This window comes from Erwinia sp. E_sp_B01_1 (genome assembly GCF_036865545.1).
In the GTDB taxonomy this organism is placed as follows: Bacteria; Pseudomonadota; Gammaproteobacteria; order Enterobacterales; family Enterobacteriaceae; genus Erwinia.
This window is the reverse complement of the sequence record NZ_CP142208.1, coordinates 973,383-991,119: the sequence shown is the minus strand read 5'-3', so window position 1 is coordinate 991,119 and position 17,737 is coordinate 973,383. Positions and strand designations below refer to the sequence as shown.

Sequence of the window (17,737 nt, the reverse complement as noted above, 5' to 3'; positions counted from 1 at the left end):
CCCTGCGGGTAACAACAAGGAGAATGCGATGTGGGGAATGATTGCAACCTGGCGTATGGCGCTTGAAGGGGTCACCCACGCCAGCGAAAAGCTCAGTCAGGGAGCAAGTGCTGCCCGGAGCGTGGTTGATGCGGTGGCGGAAGTGGAGGATTTCCCGTTTTACAAATCGGTCGGCTACGGCGGATTGCCCACCGAAAATGGCGAGGTGGAACTGGATGCGGCTTTTATGGACGGTGACACGCTGGCCTTTGGGGCCGTGGGGAATCTGATGGATATCGCCAATCCGGTGAAGGTGGCGCAGGCCTTGAGTCGCGAACGCTTCAACAGCGTTTTGGTCGGTACAGGAGCACGCGAGTGGGCGCTCAGCCAGGGTTTCACCGGAAAACCTATGCTCACCGACCGCGCAGGGCAGCATTACCGCAAACGCTGCCGCGAGACTATTGATAAGGGGCTTAGCCCCTACGATGGTCATGACACCGTAGGCATCATCGCTCTGGATCGGCAGGGCTCAATGAGCGTGGCAACGTCTACCAGTGGGTTGTTTATGAAGCGCCGGGGTCGGCTGGGGGATTCGCCAATCATAGGGTCGGGATTCTATTGTGACAGCCAGACCGGCTCCGCTACGGCTACAGGTGTGGGTGAAGACCTGATGAAAGGCTGCACCAGTTATGAGATTGTGCGCCGCCTTCAGCAGGGAATGTCACCTCAGCAGGCTGCGGACTCGGTAGTGTTCGAACTCGAAGACAAACTGATGAGCCGTTTTGGTCGGGTGGGCGATTTATCGGTGGTATGCATGAATACGCAGGGCGAGTTTGGCGCTGCAACCAACATCAAAACCTTCTCCTTTGTCGTGGCCACCGCCCTTCTTCCCGCTACCGTATTTCTTGCTGAGCGGCATGACGGACAAACCTTTTACTCACCGGCCAGTGAACAATGGCTGGTGGATTATGCACAGCGTATTCGCGCCCCTGTGGAGGAGAACCATGATGATTAGCTATCAGCCAATCGATAAGTTACCTGAGCTGGATCTCAACACTCATATCATCAGCTACGCCAGCAGTCCGATGATGTCATTACCGGTTAACGCCGGTTTGTTGCAGGCGCTGCGGAGTACGGCCCTGAAAGATCCAGCGGATTGTGCTTACGGTTGCGATCCGGTTGGCCGTATTACTCTTCTCCCTGATTCGTTCTGGCAGGATACCAAAATCCGTTCACTGACGAATGCTCTACGCCCGTTACTGCGGGATTCAACCTGCACACGTCTTATTGTGGATTGCAGCCTGTTTGATCGGGACACTTCCGGCCTGAATACGCTGCTGCATTTTCTTTTTAACCTGGATTATCAGCTAAGCGATCTTGGCCTGAAAACCAGCGAACCTGCATCGCGTATCGACCAGATGGTTTTTTATTCCCTGCCTCATCAACTGAGCGGACTGCAGGCCCGATTGTTTCAGGTGGCAGCTACAGCAAAAGGGATGATGGCAGCACGTCGCCTGGCCGACTTGCCAGGTGAACACTGTACGCCGGTGTTTTTTGTCGATGAAGTCAGGCGTCTGATTGCCCCTTACCCGGCGCTCACCTGCGAAGTTTTGGATGAAACACAGATTGCCGCACAGGGGTTGGGCCTGCTGGAGGCGGTGGGAAAAGGGGCCTGTAATCCTCCCCGTCTGATGATCGTCCATTATCTGGGGGCTCAGAGCGCTCCTTTTGCAGCATATGCAGGCAAAGGGATCACTTTTGATACCGGCGGCCTGTGGCTGAAAAATGGCGAGGGCATGTACACCATGAAGTATGACATGTGCGGCGCGGCCAATGTTTTCGGCCTGCTGCTGGCCGTTGCCGAAATGAAATTACCCGTACAGCTGGTTGGCGTGCTGGCCCTGGCCGAAAATATGGTGGGCCCGGCAGCAATGCGTCCCGGCGATGTCGCAACCAGCTACAGTGGGCTGACTGTTGAAATCAATAATACCGATGCCGAGGGACGGCTGGTGCTGGCTGATGCTCTCGCCTGGGCAGCCAGACTTCGTAACAGTGAGGGCCATCCGCCCGAATACATCATAGACCTCGCCACGCTTACCGGGGCGGTGGTCAAAGCGCTGGGTTACGATCTCAGCGGCCTGATGACTGAGAACGAGTCGCTTCGCAGTGCGCTTACTCAGGCCGGGTGCCAAAGTGGCGATCCTGTCTGGTCGTTGCCTCTGGATAGCCGCTTCAGTAAACAGGCGGAAAGCCACATCGCCGATCTCTGTAATACCCCGACTAATAATGCCGCCATAGCTTCCTCGGCAGCCTGGTTTTTGAGTCGCTTTTGTCCTGATGCTATCCCCTGGGCACATCTGGATATAAGCGGCACCGCACTGTGGCGTGAAAGTGGCCGAAGCGTGGCCACAGGGCGTCCAATCCCCCTTTTGATCCAGCATCTGCTGGGTCGCCTGGAGCAATATAATGAAAAAGATCCTTCTACTTTGTGATTTGGGAATGTCGACCAGCCTGATGGTGAAAAAAATGCAGGAGGCCGCAAAAGCACGCGGGACTGATGCTGAGATCTGTGCCCGCTCTGTCCGTGATTATAAGACCATAGTGCATGAATATGACGTTGCTCTGCTGGGGCCACAGGTCAGGTATAAACTTGCCGAGTGTGAAAAGATCGCCATTGAGCATAACAGGAAGATCGCCTGTATCGACATGATGGCTTACGGCACCCTCAAAGGGGACAGAGTACTGGATCAGGCGCTTGCCCTGATAAACGAGGCTTGATATGGATCTTGAAAATGAAGTGATGGCGTTAATTACGCATGCCGGCCATGCCCGAAGCCTGATTTTTCAGGCAATTCGCTATGCGCGTGAAGAGGATAATTATTTGCTGGCAGAAGAGTCTATGCAGCAGGCCCAGGAGGCCTTATCCGGTGCTCACCTTGTGCAGACCAGACTGATTGAAGCGGATGAAGGAAGTGGAAAAATTCCGGTTTATCTGGTCATGGTTCATGCCCAGGATCATCTGATGAACGCCATAATGCTGTTGGAGATGGGGCGCGAAATCATCGCGCTGCATAAAAAGTTAGAGGGAGTGAATCTCTCAAACAATGCCCTGCTTCACTCTCATTAAGCGGGCTGAGGTAAGAAAAGTTCGGGAAATTGTACTGATTTTCAGCAACAAAAAAGCCCTGAGTCAGATGACTCAGGGCTTCATGTTTAAGTGGCGGAACGGACGGGGCTCGAACCCGCGACCCCCTGCGTGACAGGCAGGTATTCTAACCAACTGAACTACCGCTCCACCGATTCTGTACTGAATGCAGACAATGTCTGTATCAGGTGTTACTTTCACCTTTCATGTCACCTGAAAGGCTCTGAAGTTGCGAACAGTGTTATCACTTTTCTACAGCTTCTAATTTGATGCCTGGCAGTTCCCTACTCTCGCATGGGGAGACCCCACACTACCATCGGCGCTACGGCGTTTCACTTCTGAGTTCGGCATGGGGTCAGGTGGGACCACCGCGCTAAAGCCGCCAGGCAAATTCTTTTACGTACTTACGTTTTATTACTGGTGCTGATACCCAGAGTCGAACTGGGGACCTCACCCTTACCAAGGGTGCGCTCTACCAACTGAGCCATATCAGCACGCTTATTTCTTACAGAAAATGGACACTACACATTGACTGTTTATAAATTGATGCCTGGCAGTTCCCTACTCTCGCATGGGGAGACCCCACACTACCATCGGCGCTACGGCGTTTCACTTCTGAGTTCGGCATGGGGTCAGGTGGGACCACCGCGCTAAAGCCGCCAGGCAAATTCTGTTGTTCACGCCGCCCTCGCAGGCCACGTAAATCAATCCGTTATCGAACAGGCTGAAAATCTCTTTTTCGTCTCTCAGACGCCCACCAGAACGCTTCTGGTGTTGTAAGGTTAAGCCTCACGGGTCATTAGTACCGGTTAGCTCAACGCATCGCTGCGCTTACACACCCGGCCTATCAACGTCGTAGTCTTCAACGTCCCTTCAGGGGTCTCAAGGACCCAGGGAAGATTCATCTCGAGGCAAGTTTCGCGCTTAGATGCTTTCAGCGCTTATCTTTTCCGCACTTAGCTACCGGGCAATGCCATTGGCATGACAACCCGAACACCAGTGGTGCGTTCACTCCGGTCCTCTCGTACTAGGAGCAACCCCTCTCAATCTTCCAGCGCCCACGGCAGATAGGGACCGAACTGTCTCACGACGTTCTAAACCCAGCTCGCGTACCACTTTAAACGGCGAACAGCCGTACCCTTGGGACCTACTTCAGCCCCAGGATGTGATGAGCCGACATCGAGGTGCCAAACACCGCCGTCGATATGAACTCTTGGGCGGTATCAGCCTGTTATCCCCGGAGTACCTTTTATCCGTTGAGCGATGGCCCTTCCATTCAGAACCACCGGATCACTATGACCTGCTTTCGCACCTGCTCGAGCCGTCACTCTCGCAGTCAAGCTAGCTTATGCCATTGCACTAACCTCACGATGTCCGACCGTGATTAGCTAACCTTCGTGCTCCTCCGTTACTCTTTAGGAGGAGACCGCCCCAGTCAAACTACCCACCAGACACTGTCCCCACGCCAGATTATGGCGCCAGGTTAGAACATCAAACGTTAAAGGGTGGTATTTCAAGGTTGGCTCCACGCAGACTGGCGTCCACGCTTCAAAGCCTCCCACCTATCCTACACATCAAGGCTCAATGTTCAGTGTCAAGCTGTAGTAAAGGTTCACGGGGTCTTTCCGTCTTGCCGCGGGTACACTGCATCTTCACAGCGAGTTCAATTTCACTGAGTCTCGGGTGGAGACAGCCTGGCCATCATTACGCCATTCGTGCAGGTCGGAACTTACCCGACAAGGAATTTCGCTACCTTAGGACCGTTATAGTTACGGCCGCCGTTTACCGGGGCTTCGATCAAGAGCTTCTCCTTGCGGATAACCCCATCAATTAACCTTCCGGCACCGGGCAGGCGTCACACCGTATACGTCCACTTTCGTGTTTGCACAGTGCTGTGTTTTTAATAAACAGTTGCAGCCAGCTGGTATCTTCGACTGGCTTCAGCTCCGGGAGCAAGTCCCATCACCTACGCGCCAGCGTGCCTTCTCCCGAAGTTACGGCACCATTTTGCCTAGTTCCTTCACCCGAGTTCTCTCAAGCGCCTTGGTATTCTCTACCTGACCACCTGTGTCGGTTTGGGGTACGATTCTGTGTTACCTGATGCTTAGAGGCTTTTCCTGGAAGCAGGGCATTTGTTGCTTCAGCACCGTAGTGCCTCGTCATCACGCCTCAGCCTTAAAGAGTTCCGGATTTGCCTGGAACTCAAGCCTACACGCTTAAACCGGGACAACCGTCGCCCGGCCAACATAGCCTTCTCCGTCCCCCCTTCGCAGTAACACCGAGTACAGGAATATTAACCTGTTTCCCATCGACTACGCCTTTCGGCCTCGCCTTAGGGGTCGACTCACCCTGCCCCGATTAACGTTGGACAGGAACCCTTGGTCTTCCGGCGAGCGGGCTTTTCACCCGCTTTATCGTTACTTATGTCAGCATTCGCACTTCTGATACCTCCAGCAGACCTCACAGTCCACCTTCGACGGCTTACAGAACGCTCCCCTACCCAACAACGCTTACGCGTCGCTGCCGCAGCTTCGGTGCATGGTTTAGCCCCGTTACATCTTCCGCGCAGGCCGACTCGACCAGTGAGCTATTACGCTTTCTTTAAATGATGGCTGCTTCTAAGCCAACATCCTGGCTGTCTGTGCCTTCCCACATCGTTTCCCACTTAACCATGACTTTGGGACCTTAGCTGGCGGTCTGGGTTGTTTCCCTCTTCACGACGGACGTTAGCACCCGCCGTGTGTCTCCCGTGATAACATTCTCCGGTATTCGCAGTTTGCATCGGGTTGGTAAGCCGGGATGGCCCCCTAGCCGAAACAGTGCTCTACCCCCGGAGATGAGTTCACGAGGCGCTACCTAAATAGCTTTCGGGGAGAACCAGCTATCTCCCGGTTTGATTGGCCTTTCACCCCCAGCCACAAGTCATCCGCTAATTTTTCAACATTAGTCGGTTCGGTCCTCCAGTTAGTGTTACCCAACCTTCAACCTGCCCATGGCTAGATCACCGGGTTTCGGGTCTATACCCTGCAACTTAACGCCCAGTTAAGACTCGGTTTCCCTGCGGCTCCCCTATACGGTTAACCTTGCTACAGAATATAAGTCGCTGACCCATTATACAAAAGGTACGCAGTCACACCACGAAGGTGCTCCCACTGCTTGTACGTACACGGTTTCAGGTTCTGTTTCACTCCCCTCGCCGGGGTTCTTTTCGCCTTTCCCTCACGGTACTGGTTCACTATCGGTCAGTCAGGAGTATTTAGCCTTGGAGGATGGTCCCCCCATATTCAGACAGGATGTCACGTGTCCCGCCCTACTCATCGAACTCACAGTAAGTGCATCTTCGTGTACGGGAGTATCACCCTGTACCCTGCGACTTTCCAGACGCTTCCACTGATGCACAAACTGATTCAGGTTCTGGGCTGTTCCCCGTTCGCTCGCCGCTACTGGGGGAATCTCGGTTGATTTCTTTTCCTCTGGGTACTTAGATGTTTCAGTTCCCCAGGTTCGCCTTGCATGGCTATGTATTCACCATGCAATGATGCACCAAAGTGCACCGGGTTTCCCCATTCGGGTATCGTCGGTTATTACGGTTCATATCACCTTACCGACGCTTATCGCAGATTAGCACGCCCTTCATCGCCTCTGACTGCCTAGGCATCCACCGTGTACGCTTAGTCACTTAACCTCACAACCCACAAGCGTCCCGGAGGACACGAGCTGTTGCGAGCATTTGAGAGACTCGACCGCGTCGTAAATTTCATTCTTATTACGGAGAATGAAAACGACGCGTCGTTTCAATTTTCAGCTTGTTCCGGATTGTTAAAGAGCATAATACTTCGCAGCACACCGTTGCCGGTACGCTCTGAAGTATTTTTTAGTGAACTGTATGGTGGAGCTAAGCGGGATCGAACCGCTGACCTCCTGCGTGCAAGGCAGGCGCTCTCCCAGCTGAGCTATAGCCCCATACAGTTACTGCAGAGACCATCTACTACCAGGAGTCCGTTTTCGCTCTGACACGAAAACGTCATTACATCCTTATATAAATAGAAGGATGTAATTTCCACTCAGGCAAGGCATGCGGAAGGGAAGTTTACCTTTCGTAAACGACCGCGCGCATAACGCCGCATGAGATGAAATTTGGTAGGCCTGAGTGGACTTGAACCACCGACCTCACCCTTATCAGGGGTGCGCTCTAACCACCTGAGCTACAAGCCTGTAGAGGTTTTTTTCTGCTCGTTACTTTTTCATCAGACAATCTGTGTGGACACTACGCGGGAAAGTATCTTCAGGTAAGGAGGTGATCCAACCGCAGGTTCCCCTACGGTTACCTTGTTACGACTTCACCCCAGTCATGAATCACAAAGTGGTAAGCGCCCTCCCGAAGGTTAAGCTACCTACTTCTTTTGCAACCCACTCCCATGGTGTGACGGGCGGTGTGTACAAGGCCCGGGAACGTATTCACCGTAGCATTCTGATCTACGATTACTAGCGATTCCGACTTCACGGAGTCGAGTTGCAGACTCCGATCCGGACTACGACGCACTTTATGAGGTCCGCTTGCTCTCGCGAGGTCGCTTCTCTTTGTATGCGCCATTGTAGCACGTGTGTAGCCCTGGCCGTAAGGGCCATGATGACTTGACGTCATCCCCACCTTCCTCCGGTTTGTCACCGGCAGTCTCCTTTGAGTTCCCGACATTACTCGCTGGCAACAAAGGATAAGGGTTGCGCTCGTTGCGGGACTTAACCCAACATTTCACAACACGAGCTGACGACAGCCATGCAGCACCTGTCTCACGGTTCCCGAAGGCACTAAGGCATCTCTGCCGAATTCCGTGGATGTCAAGGCCAGGTAAGGTTCTTCGCGTTGCATCGAATTAAACCACATGCTCCACCGCTTGTGCGGGCCCCCGTCAATTCATTTGAGTTTTAACCTTGCGGCCGTACTCCCCAGGCGGTCGACTTAACGCGTTAGCTCCGGAAGCCACGCCTCAAGGGCACAACCTCCAAGTCGACATCGTTTACGGCGTGGACTACCAGGGTATCTAATCCTGTTTGCTCCCCACGCTTTCGCACCTGAGCGTCAGTCTTTGTCCAGGGGGCCGCCTTCGCCACCGGTATTCCTCCAGATCTCTACGCATTTCACCGCTACACCTGGAATTCTACCCCCCTCTACAAGACTCTAGCCTGCCAGTTTCAAATGCAGTTCCCAGGTTAAGCCCGGGGATTTCACATCTGACTTGACAGACCGCCTGCGTGCGCTTTACGCCCAGTAATTCCGATTAACGCTTGCACCCTCCGTATTACCGCGGCTGCTGGCACGGAGTTAGCCGGTGCTTCTTTTGCGGGTAACGTCAATCAACAAGGTTATTAACCTTATTGCCTTCCTCCCCGCTGAAAGTACTTTACAACCCGAAGGCCTTCTTCATACACGCGGCATGGCTGCATCAGGCTTGCGCCCATTGTGCAATATTCCCCACTGCTGCCTCCCGTAGGAGTCTGGACCGTGTCTCAGTTCCAGTGTGGCTGGTCATCCTCTCAGACCAGCTAGGGATCGTCGCCTAGGTGAGCCATTACCCCACCTACTAGCTAATCCCATCTGGGCACATCCGATGGCGTGAGGCCCGAAGGTCCCCCACTTTGGTCCGAAGACGTTATGCGGTATTAGCTACCGTTTCCAGTAGTTATCCCCCTCCATCAGGCAGTTTCCCAGACATTACTCACCCGTCCGCCACTCGTCACCCGAAGAGCAAGCTCTTCTGTGCTACCGTTCGACTTGCATGTGTTAGGCCTGCCGCCAGCGTTCAATCTGAGCCATGATCAAACTCTTCAATTAAAAGTTCGATTTGCTGCAACAAGTGCAGCGATGCTCAAGTGTAAAACGTCATAATGAATTTCATTATGTGTTCACTCTTAAGGCTTGATATTTTTTGCGTCCAAAGACGCTGATATCAATCCTGCGAGTGCCCACACAGATTGTCTGATAAATTGTTAAAGAGCGGTGCGGTAAGCGCCGTGGCGACTTACTGCGAGGTGGCGTATACTACGCTATCCTCCTTCAGAGTCAACGTCTTTTTCAGAAGTTTTTCTCCGGCGGTTCAGCTTCCTGAACCTCTCAACCCGGTGACTGTTAAGCCGTTGTTCCGTGTCGATGGAGGCGCATTATAGGGATGCGCCGCGGGAAGGCAAGTACAAATCTGAACTTTTTAATCGTTCGCTGAAAGTTCACACAGAACGCTGCTTTTTACCTCTGTTTGATACGTGCAGGCAGGTCTGCAAGGCTGTTAATCACCCAATCCGCTGCATTTTCACCCTCTTCCGTTACAGGCTTTCCGCTGCGAACTAATACCTTTATTCCCACACCCGCTGCTTTACCTGCCAGCATGTCATCAATTTTATCGCCAACCATATAAGAAGCAGCCATATCGATGTTCAACTCTTGCTGTGCTGACAGCAACATGCCGGGTTGAGGCTTACGGCAATCACACTGCTGGCGATACTCTTCTATTACTGCCTCCGGATGGTGAGGACAGAAGTAGATGCCATCCAGGTCAACTTCACGATCGGCCAGCGACCAGTCCATCCATTCGGTCAGCTGCATAAAGGTATCCTCAGTAAAGAGGCCCCGGGCGATACCTGACTGGTTGGTTACCATTACCAGCGCATAGCCCATTTTCTTCAGTTCCTGCATCGCTTCTATAGCGCCATCGATAAACTGGAAGTTGTCGATCTCATGAACGTACCCTTTATCCACATTCATGGTGCCATCGCGATCGAGAAATATTGCGGGGATTTTGTTTGCCACGTAGAAACTCCTGCTACTAATGTTGCCGTAGAGTATCGCATGATTGCGCTTCAGGTGAGAATCGCAGATTGAATGACTTTGATTGATTTAGACGTCTGGATGCCTTACCATCCACTCGCATTTCGCCCGAGGGCGATGCACTAAATACACGCCACGGATAACTGCACTACGATAATAAAATGATAAAACTTAACTCTATTACCAAAGTGTTCCAGCAGGGCACACGCACTATTACAGCGCTGTCTGATGTCAGCCTGCACGTGCCTGCCGGACAGATTTATGGCGTTATTGGCGCATCGGGAGCGGGGAAAAGTACCTTGATCCGCTGCGTCAATTTGCTTGAGCGTCCGTCATCCGGCACAGTGCTGGTCGATAATCAGGATCTTACCAGCCTTTCTGACAGCCAGCTGACCCAGGCTCGCCGCCAGATCGGCATGATTTTTCAGCACTTCAATTTGATGAATTCCCGCACCGTGGCCGGCAACGTTGCACTGCCACTGGAGTTGGGCAAGCTTTCGCGCAATGACATTAATGCACGCGTGAAGGAGTTGCTGGAACTGGTCGGTCTGGCCGATAAACAGGATTCCTGGCCTGCTAACCTCTCTGGCGGACAGAAACAGCGTGTGGCTATTGCCCGTGCTCTGGCAACCAATCCAAAAGTGCTGCTGTGCGATGAAGCCACCAGCGCCCTTGACCCGGCCACCACCCGTTCCATTCTTGAGCTGCTGAAAGACATCAACCGTCGTCTGGGCATCACCATTTTGTTGATCACCCATGAAATGGATGTGGTGAAACGCATTTGCGATCAGGTCGCGGTGATCAGTAATGGTGAGCTGATTGAGAAGGACAAAGTCAGTGAAGTGTTCTCTCATCCCAAAACCCCGCTGGCGCAGCAATTCATTCAGTCGACGCTGCATCTGGATATTCCGGAAGACTACAGCCTTCGCCTGTCCGCCGAGAGCAAACCAGACAGCGTACCTTTATTACGTCTGGAGTTTACCGGCAAGTCCGTGGATGCACCGCTACTGTCAGAGTCTGCCCGTCGCTTTACGGTGAATAACAATATTATCAGTGCCCAGATGGATTACGCGGGCGGCGTGAAGTTCGGCATTATGCTGACTGAAATGCATGGCACAGAAGCCGACACTCAGGCGGCAATTGCTTTCCTGAAAGAGCATCATGTAAAGGTTGAGGTATTAGGTTATGTCTGAGGCGATGATCCTTCTTCTCTGCCGGGGTGTCTGGGAGACGCTGGTGATGACCTTTGTCTCCGGCTTCTTCGGCTTTGTTATTGGCCTGCCCCTTGGCGTGCTGCTGTATGTCACCCGTCCGGGGCAGATTATTGAAAGCCGTTCGCTGTATCGTTCACTCTCTGCGGTGGTCAATATCTTCCGTGCGATCCCCTTCATTATTCTGCTGGTATGGATGATTCCGTTCACCCGCATGATTGTGGGAACTTCAATTGGTCTTCAGGCGGCCATTGTGCCACTGACCATTGGCGCCGCACCTTTTATTGCCCGTATGGTTGAGAACACCCTGCTTGAACTGCCCGGCGGGCTGATTGAAGCTTCCCGCGCGATGGGTGCCACACCGTTACAAATCGTGAAAAAAGTGCTGCTGCCCGAAGCGATGCCCGGATTAATCAATGCGGCAACCATCACCCTGATTACCCTCGTCGGCTACTCAGCAATGGGTGGTGCTGTAGGGGCCGGAGGTTTGGGCCAGATCGGTATTCAGTACGGTTATATCGGTTATAACGCTACAGTGATGAATACGGTATTAGTGTTGTTAGTTGTTTTAGTGTATTTGATTCAGTTCTGTGGCGACCGCATTGCACGTGCAGTCACACACAAATAAACAACAGTTCGATTAGATTAAGGAAAAGGGATATGTCTTTTAACTTTAAAACATTTGCCGCTGTGGGCGCGCTGATTGGTACCCTGGCGCTGGTTGGTTGCGATCAGCAAGAGAAAGATCCAAACCATATTAAAGTCGGTGTGATCGTAGGTGCCGAGCAGCAGGTTGCTGAAGTGGCCAAACAGGTTGCTAAAGATAAATACGGTCTGGATGTTGAGCTGGTCACCTTCAACGATTACGTGTTACCGAACGAAGCGCTGAGCAAAGGCGATATCGACGTCAATGCTTTCCAGCACAAGCCTTATCTGGATCAGCAGATCAAAGATCGTGGCTATAAGCTGACTTCCGTAGGCAACACCTTTGTTTACCCAATCGCGGGCTATTCAAAGAAAATCAAATCGCTGGATGAGTTGCAGAACGGCGCTCAGGTAGCTATTCCTAACGATCCTACTAACCTGGGTCGTTCACTGCTGCTGCTGCAGAAAGTGGGTCTGATCAAACTGAAAGAAGGCACCGGCCTGCTGCCAACCTCTCTGGATGTGGTCGAGAACCCGAAAAACATCAAGCTGGTTGAGCTGGAAGCGCCACAGCTGCCACGTTCACTGGACGATCAGCAGATCGCTCTGGCAGTGATCAACACCACTTACGCCAGCCAGATTAACCTGACTCCGGCAAAAGATGGCATCTTCGTGGAAGACAAAGATTCACCTTATGTGAACATGATTGTTGCACGCGAAGATAACAAAGACGCGGAAAACGTGAAGAAATTCGTTCAGGCTTACCAGTCTGACGAAGTCAACGAAGCCGCTAACAAGATTTTCAACGGCGGCGCCGTTAAAGGCTGGTAATTGCAGCGGCGGTGATTACCGCCCCTGATGCCTTTCACTACCTGAAGCGGGCTTTTGCCCGCTTTTTGCCTTCTTAAGCGCTTGTTATTTCCCCGAAGGCTTGTTTCAATAACGCCACTTTTTTATGACATGAGGATTTCCCATGCGTGTTTTACCGCTCTGTTTGTTAGCCCTTTCGCTGACAGGGTGTTCGCTGCTGCACAAGCCCTATAAGCCTGTCGAACCCTTTCCGCAGAAGACACAAACTCAGCCAGAACGCAGCAAACCTCAGCCACGACCTGCGCCGGTGAAACTCTATACCGATGCCAGCGACCTGGTCAGTAAACCTTTCCGCGATTTGGGTGAAGTGTATGGTGATGACTGTCAGGCCAGCGCCCAAAGTTCTCCCCCAAATCTGAACACCGCCCGCAAAAGAATGCAGATCCGTGCTTCCTCTATGAAAGCCAATGCGGTTCTGGTTCACCAGTGTGAAATCGTCAGTAATGCGCAGGGCTGTTACCGCCAGGCCATTTGTCAGGGTTCAGCGCTGAAAGTCTCCGATCAATGAGTGCATTTTCCTTCCAGCAAATCGGCACGATCCACTCCCCCTGGAAGGAGAAGTTTGCCGTTCCCCGTCAGCCGGGCCTGATTCAGGATGGTGGCGGAGAACTTCATCTTCACGCCCCTTATAATCAGCCCGAGGCCGTTCGTGGGCTGGAAGCCTTCAGCCATCTTTGGGTGCTGTTTATCTTCCATCAGACGATGGAAGGTGGCTGGCGTCCAACCGTGCGCCCTCCCCGCCTGGGTGGCAACGCCAGAATGGGCGTCTTCGCCACCCGTTCCACCTTCCGGCCTAACCCTGTTGGCATGTCGTTAGTTGAACTGAAAGGGATTCGTACGGAGAAAGGTGGCGTGGTGCTGGAGTTGGGCAGCCTGGATCTGGTGGATGGCACCCCGGTAGTGGATATTAAACCTTATCTGCCCTTTGCCGAATCCGTTGCGGATGCCCGGGCAGGCTTTGCACAACAGGCACCTGTTGCGACCATGCCCGTGACGTTCTCCCCGCTGGCGCAGCAACAGCTCGCCCACTCCTTCGTGGAATACCCGCATCTTGAACGCTTTATTACCCAGGTTCTGGCGCAGGATCCCCGTCCTGCTTACCGTAAAGGTGAGGAGCCGGAACGTGAATACGCTGCCTGGCTGCTGGATTTCAACGTCCGCTGGTGCGTAAATGCCGCAGGAACCCAGGTGATTGCCCTGGATCGCCGTTAATTTATCTTCCTGCATCTTTTGAGTCTTCGGACACGCTGTTACACTAGCCGCCAGAATTTTTTGGCTCTGCTTACTTCGATTAGCCTTCCGCTTAACTGGAATCGTAACTCATGCGTACTACTCAATATCTGCTCTCCACCCAAAAGGAGACGCCTGCCGACGCTGAAGTGATCAGCCACCAGCTGATGCTGCGTGCCGGGATGATCCGCAAGCTGGCCTCCGGTTTATACACCTGGTTGCCGACCGGTCTGCGCGTACTGAAAAAAGTTGAAAACATCGTGCGTGAAGAGATGAACAACGCCGGTGCTATTGAGATTTCTATGCCGGTGGTTCAGCCTGCCGATTTGTGGCAGGAAAGCGGACGCTGGGAGCAATATGGCCCGGAGCTGCTGCGCTTCGTTGACCGTGGCGATCGTCCTTTTGTGCTTGGCCCGACGCATGAAGAAGTGGTTACCGATCTGATCCGTAATGAACTGAGCTCATACAAGCAGCTGCCGCTGAATGTGTTTCAGATCCAGACCAAATTCCGTGACGAAGTCCGTCCCCGCTTTGGGGTGATGCGCTCGCGTGAGTTCATCATGAAAGATGCTTACTCTTTCCATGCCTCGCAGGAGTCTTTGCAGGCGACCTACGATGATATGTACCGTGCCTACAGCCAGAGCTTTAAACGCATGGGGCTGGATTTCCGCGCCGTTCAGGCGGATACCGGCTCTATCGGCGGCAGCGCCTCGCATGAATTCCAGGTGCTGGCTGAGAGCGGCGAAGATGATGTGATTTTCTCCACAGAGTCCGACTACGCGGCCAACATTGAGTTCGCTGAAGCTGTCGCGCCTGCTGGCGGCCGTGCAGATGCGAAACAGGTGATGCAGGAAATTGACACGCCGGACGCAAAAACCATTGCCGCGCTGGTAGAACAGTTCAACCTGCCGATTGAAAAAACCGTCAAAACTCTGATGGTTAAAGCGACCAAAGAGAGCGGTCATGCGCTGATTGCCCTGCTGGTACGCGGCGATCATGAGCTGAATGAGATCAAAGCGGAGAAAGTCGATCTGGTGGCAACGCCGCTGACCTTCGCCACTGAAGAAGAGATCCGCGCTATCGTTGGCGCTGGTCCCGGCTCGCTGGGCCCTGTTGGTCTGTCAATGCCGATCGTGATTGACCGTACAGTCGCGGTGATGAGCGACTTCAGCGCTGGCGCAAACGTGGATGGTAAGCACTTCACCGGCATCAACTGGCAGCGCGATTTACCGCTTCCACGCGTGGAAGATATCCGTAACGTGGTGGAAGGCGATGCCAGCCCGGACGGTAAAGGGACTTTGCAGATTAAGCGCGGCATTGAAGTTGGTCATATTTTCCAGCTGGGCACCAAGTACTCAGAAGCGATGAAAGCTTCCGTTCAGGGTGAAGATGGCCGCAATCAGGTACTGACCATGGGCTGTTACGGTATTGGTATCACCCGTATCGTCGCCGCTGCGATTGAACAGAACCATGACGACCGTGGCATTATCTGGCCAGCGGCGCTTGCTCCGTTCCAGGTTGCTATTCTGCCGATGAATATGCACAAATCTTTCCGCGTGAAAGAGCTGGCGGAGGAGCTTTATGGCCAGCTGCGCGCGAAAGGCATTGATGTGATCCTTGACGATCGTAAAGAGCGTCCGGGCGTGATGTTTGCAGATATGGAATTGATCGGCGTACCGCACACTATTGTTATCGGCGACCGTAACCTGGACAGCGAAGAGGTTGAGTACAAATCCCGTCGTGAAGGTGAAAAGCGCATAATTAAAACCGGCGAAATCCTTGATTTCCTGGTCAGCGAAATCAACGCCTGATGAACTGACAGGGCGGGGGATTCACTTCTCCGCCCTGCTTTTCAGCATCAGGATTTTACCGGTGCCAGCCGGTAACTGTTAGCCGATTCAACAGGATTCCCGTGGGTATCCATCATCTCCAGCCCGTTGTCCAGCGGACGGAAATAACGTTTTTCTCCCCGATCGGAAATCAGCACCAGCTTCTCTGCCGTTCTCGTCCATGTTCCCTGCTGGTTAATCTGAACATTGTCCGACCCCAGATAGTGCTCTTGCAGACTGTAACGTCCGCCCTGTTGCAGGGACAATGAAACCTGAATAGCTTCGCAATCCGCACAGGGGATTACGCCCTGAAACTGCTGTGCCATAGTCTCTGGCGTTTGCGCGGCGGAAACCGACTCGTGATTTTGACAGCCTAAAAGTGACCCAAAAAAGAACGTCACAAACAGGGCTACTACAATTTTTTTCACCTTGTCTCTCCTGCTTCAGCCTCAGGCAATTAATCAGTACCGCGCATTTTACCGCGCAGCGACTTAGTGGTGGCTTTGCGCGCCTTTCCCTCTAACCGGCGTTTTTTGGAGGCCAGTGTGGGGCGTGTTGCCCGTCGTGCTTTCTCGACAACGGTCAGTTCCTGAATCAGATTCTCCAGTCGCTTAAGTGCGGCTTCCCGGTTCATCTCCTGACTGCGGTACTCCTGAGCCTTGATGATCACCACGCCTTCCGGCGTGATCAGATGGTGGCTGACTGCCATCAGGCGCTCTTTATAAAATTCCGGCAAGCTGGAAGCCGGAATATCAAAGCGCAGATGTATTGCGGTCGAACTTTTATTTACATTCTGTCCGCCGTTTCCCTGGGCCCTGATAGCGGTCAGTTCCAGCTCGCTGTCGGGAATGGTGACGTTACGTGACAGAATAATCATACCAGTTTGCCGTTAATCAACCAGTCGGTGAAACGTAGCTCAAGATGGTTCTGCTCGTCGGAAAGCCAGATAGTGCCATCCTGAATCGTCGCCTGCAACGTCATCGAGCGTGATGCCAGAAGCGTTAACGCTTTCAGCTGCTCATCATCCAGAAAACGCACGGTCAGGTTATCCTGCTGGGCCAGCTTGCTCTGGTTTTGCTGCCACCAGACCTGCGCGGCCCGCCCGTTATAGGTGTATAAGTATACGCTGGCTGAGCGATTACAGGCTCTTTTCACCCTTCTCTCTTCCGGCAGGCCCAGCTCAACCCAGACTTCAATCCCGTTATGGTCGTTCATCAGCCAGATCTCTGGCTCATCTTCTGCACTTAAGCCCCGGGTAAAAAGCAGCCGCTCATGGGCGTTCACCAGCCAGGCTAACAGCCGCAGCATCAGCCGCTCTTCCGTTTCTGACGGATGGCGGGCCAGCGTAAGGTTACTGTCGAGAAAAACATTTCTGTCCATATCTGCAACGTTAACCGTCGCTTTATAAATTGTCGCTTTAAGTGCCATGGGGTTCCTTATCGTAATGGGCTATTGTAACCCGTTGACACAGCAAATCACTCGCCGTCAGGCTGATTTCACGCAAAAGCCTGTGTTATAGTCGTTAAAGAGCAACCCTGAGTGAGGTGTCCATGCAAAAATATTGTGAATTAGTTCGCCGCAAGTACGCTGAAATTGGCAGCGGCGATCTGGGATATGTGCCAGACGCATTAGGTTGCGTTTTAAAGGCACTTGATGAGGTAGCGGCAAATCCTGAGCTACACTCTTCCATCAGGGAACAGGCAGCTTTTGCTGCTGCAAACTTATTGGTGAGCGATTATGTTGACGAATGAAGCCTACAAACCGATAAACTGCGACGATTACGACCAACTGGAACTCGCCTGCCAGAACAGCTGGATGCTGGCCCTGGAACTGAAAGATGGTGAAAAACTCAATGCCAAAGCCACTGATATGGTGTCACGTAAAAACGTTGAATATCTGGCTATCGATCTTTCGGGCGAAATTCGTGAACTGCGGCTGGACCATATCGCCAGCTACAGTCATCCGGAACTGGGCACCGTAGTGGTCAGCGAATCTGATTAATCCCCCG

Annotated in this window: 16 protein-coding genes, 4 tRNA genes and 4 rRNA genes; 12 read left to right on the top strand and 12 right to left on the bottom strand. The window is 52.9% G+C overall.

The genetic code is table 11. The features are described from left to right. The first annotated feature begins 28 nt into the window (after positions 1-28). From VRC33_RS04660 to VRC33_RS04645, 4 genes are read left to right on the top strand one after another with little or no spacing between them, the layout of a single operon-like run. On the top strand, positions 29-994 hold the full coding sequence (locus VRC33_RS04660; RefSeq protein WP_338561354.1) for a N(4)-(beta-N-acetylglucosaminyl)-L-asparaginase: 966 nt from the start codon (positions 29-31) through the stop codon (positions 992-994). Further along, positions 987-2,471 (top strand): leucyl aminopeptidase family protein, encoded by a 1,485-nt coding sequence (locus tag VRC33_RS04655; protein ID WP_338564047.1) that lies wholly within the window; start codon positions 987-989, stop codon positions 2,469-2,471. Before VRC33_RS04660 ends, VRC33_RS04655 begins: the two co-directional genes overlap by 8 nt. Beyond that, positions 2,446-2,757, top strand: a complete 312-nt coding sequence (locus tag VRC33_RS04650) for a PTS sugar transporter subunit IIB (RefSeq protein WP_338561352.1) — start codon at positions 2,446-2,448, stop codon at positions 2,755-2,757. The genes VRC33_RS04655 and VRC33_RS04650 overlap by 26 nt, the downstream gene beginning before the upstream one ends. Before the next feature lies 1 nt (position 2,758). Then, complete coding sequence (locus VRC33_RS04645) at positions 2,759-3,106, top strand: PTS lactose/cellobiose transporter subunit IIA (RefSeq protein WP_338561350.1); 348 nt, start codon at positions 2,759-2,761, stop codon at positions 3,104-3,106. A gap of 91 nt (positions 3,107-3,197) precedes the next feature. Here VRC33_RS04645 and VRC33_RS04640 read toward each other — a convergent pair. The 9 genes from VRC33_RS04640 to gmhB all read right to left on the bottom strand — a co-directional run bounded on the left by VRC33_RS04640 (position 3,198) and on the right by gmhB (position 9,926). Next, positions 3,198-3,274: transfer RNA gene (locus tag VRC33_RS04640), tRNA-Asp, on the bottom strand. 121 nt (positions 3,275-3,395) lie between these two features. Then, positions 3,396-3,511, bottom strand: a 5S ribosomal RNA gene (gene rrf, locus VRC33_RS04635). Positions 3,512-3,542: 31 nt separating this feature from the next. Beyond that, positions 3,543-3,618 (bottom strand) — tRNA-Thr (locus VRC33_RS04630). A gap of 54 nt (positions 3,619-3,672) precedes the next feature. Beyond that, a 5S ribosomal RNA gene (gene rrf / locus VRC33_RS04625) occupies positions 3,673-3,788 on the bottom strand. Positions 3,789-3,902: 114 nt separating this feature from the next. Then, positions 3,903-6,809 (bottom strand): 23S ribosomal RNA (locus tag VRC33_RS04620). Positions 6,810-7,011: 202 nt separating this feature from the next. Continuing rightward, positions 7,012-7,087: transfer RNA gene (locus VRC33_RS04615), tRNA-Ala, on the bottom strand. Between the two features lie 175 nt (positions 7,088-7,262). Next, a tRNA-Ile gene (locus tag VRC33_RS04610) sits at positions 7,263-7,339 on the bottom strand. Between the two features lie 75 nt (positions 7,340-7,414). Next, positions 7,415-8,957, bottom strand: a 16S ribosomal RNA gene (locus VRC33_RS04605). The 16S, 23S and 5S rRNA genes sit together here with 4 tRNA genes alongside, the layout of an rRNA operon. 408 nt (positions 8,958-9,365) lie before the next feature. Then, positions 9,366-9,926: a D-glycero-beta-D-manno-heptose 1,7-bisphosphate 7-phosphatase gene (gene gmhB / locus VRC33_RS04600; RefSeq protein WP_338561347.1), complete on the bottom strand. Its 561-nt coding sequence runs from the start codon at positions 9,924-9,926 to the stop codon at positions 9,366-9,368. Positions 9,927-10,105: 179 nt separating this feature from the next. On the opposite strand from gmhB, the gene metN reads away from it, so the two are divergent. The 6 genes from metN to proS all read left to right on the top strand — a co-directional run bounded on the left by metN (position 10,106) and on the right by proS (position 15,711). After that, on the top strand, positions 10,106-11,137 hold the full coding sequence (gene metN, locus VRC33_RS04595) for a methionine ABC transporter ATP-binding protein MetN (RefSeq protein ID WP_338561344.1): 1,032 nt from the start codon (positions 10,106-10,108) through the stop codon (positions 11,135-11,137). Next, positions 11,130-11,783, top strand: coding sequence for a methionine ABC transporter permease MetI (locus VRC33_RS04590; protein WP_338561342.1), 654 nt, complete (start codon positions 11,130-11,132; stop codon positions 11,781-11,783). The genes metN and VRC33_RS04590 overlap by 8 nt, the downstream gene beginning before the upstream one ends. A gap of 32 nt (positions 11,784-11,815) precedes the next feature. Continuing rightward, positions 11,816-12,631 (top strand): MetQ/NlpA family lipoprotein, encoded by an 816-nt coding sequence (locus VRC33_RS04585; protein ID WP_338561340.1) that lies wholly within the window; start codon positions 11,816-11,818, stop codon positions 12,629-12,631. 142 nt (positions 12,632-12,773) lie between these two features. Then, positions 12,774-13,178: an Rcs stress response system protein RcsF gene (rcsF, locus tag VRC33_RS04580; RefSeq protein WP_338561338.1), complete on the top strand. Its 405-nt coding sequence runs from the start codon at positions 12,774-12,776 to the stop codon at positions 13,176-13,178. Next, positions 13,175-13,882, top strand: a complete 708-nt coding sequence (gene tsaA / locus VRC33_RS04575; RefSeq protein ID WP_338561336.1) for a tRNA (N6-threonylcarbamoyladenosine(37)-N6)-methyltransferase TrmO — start codon at positions 13,175-13,177, stop codon at positions 13,880-13,882. Before rcsF ends, tsaA begins: the two co-directional genes overlap by 4 nt. Before the next feature lie 110 nt (positions 13,883-13,992). Beyond that, the gene (gene proS, locus VRC33_RS04570) at positions 13,993-15,711 is read left to right on the top strand and encodes a proline--tRNA ligase (RefSeq protein ID WP_338561333.1); all 1,719 of its coding nucleotides are present in this window, start codon (positions 13,993-13,995) and stop codon (positions 15,709-15,711) included. Positions 15,712-15,758: 47 nt separating this feature from the next. Here the strand turns inward: proS and VRC33_RS04565 are convergent, their stop codons facing one another. The 3 genes from VRC33_RS04565 to VRC33_RS04555 are packed head-to-tail and all read right to left on the bottom strand — an operon-like array spanning position 15,759 to position 17,157. Continuing rightward, on the bottom strand, positions 15,759-16,157 hold the full coding sequence (locus VRC33_RS04565; protein ID WP_338561330.1) for a copper resistance protein NlpE N-terminal domain-containing protein: 399 nt from the start codon (positions 16,155-16,157) through the stop codon (positions 15,759-15,761). A 29-nt stretch (positions 16,158-16,186) separates the two neighbouring features. Further along, entirely contained in the window at positions 16,187-16,606 is a 420-nt protein-coding gene (arfB, locus tag VRC33_RS04560; protein ID WP_338561328.1) for an alternative ribosome rescue aminoacyl-tRNA hydrolase ArfB, read from the bottom strand. Beyond that, positions 16,603-17,157, bottom strand: coding sequence for a YaeQ family protein (locus VRC33_RS04555; protein WP_338561325.1), 555 nt, complete (start codon positions 17,155-17,157; stop codon positions 16,603-16,605). Before VRC33_RS04555 ends, arfB begins: the two co-directional genes overlap by 4 nt. A gap of 122 nt (positions 17,158-17,279) precedes the next feature. Between VRC33_RS04555 and VRC33_RS04550 the strand changes: the two genes are divergently transcribed. Together VRC33_RS04550 and rof are read left to right on the top strand one after the other, a co-directional pair. Continuing rightward, entirely contained in the window at positions 17,280-17,480 is a 201-nt protein-coding gene (locus VRC33_RS04550) for a YaeP family protein (protein WP_034890070.1), read from the top strand. Further along, the gene (rof, locus tag VRC33_RS04545) at positions 17,467-17,730 is read left to right on the top strand and encodes a Rho-binding antiterminator (protein ID WP_338561317.1); all 264 of its coding nucleotides are present in this window, start codon (positions 17,467-17,469) and stop codon (positions 17,728-17,730) included. The genes VRC33_RS04550 and rof overlap by 14 nt, the downstream gene beginning before the upstream one ends. The last annotated feature ends 7 nt before the right edge of the window (positions 17,731-17,737 follow it).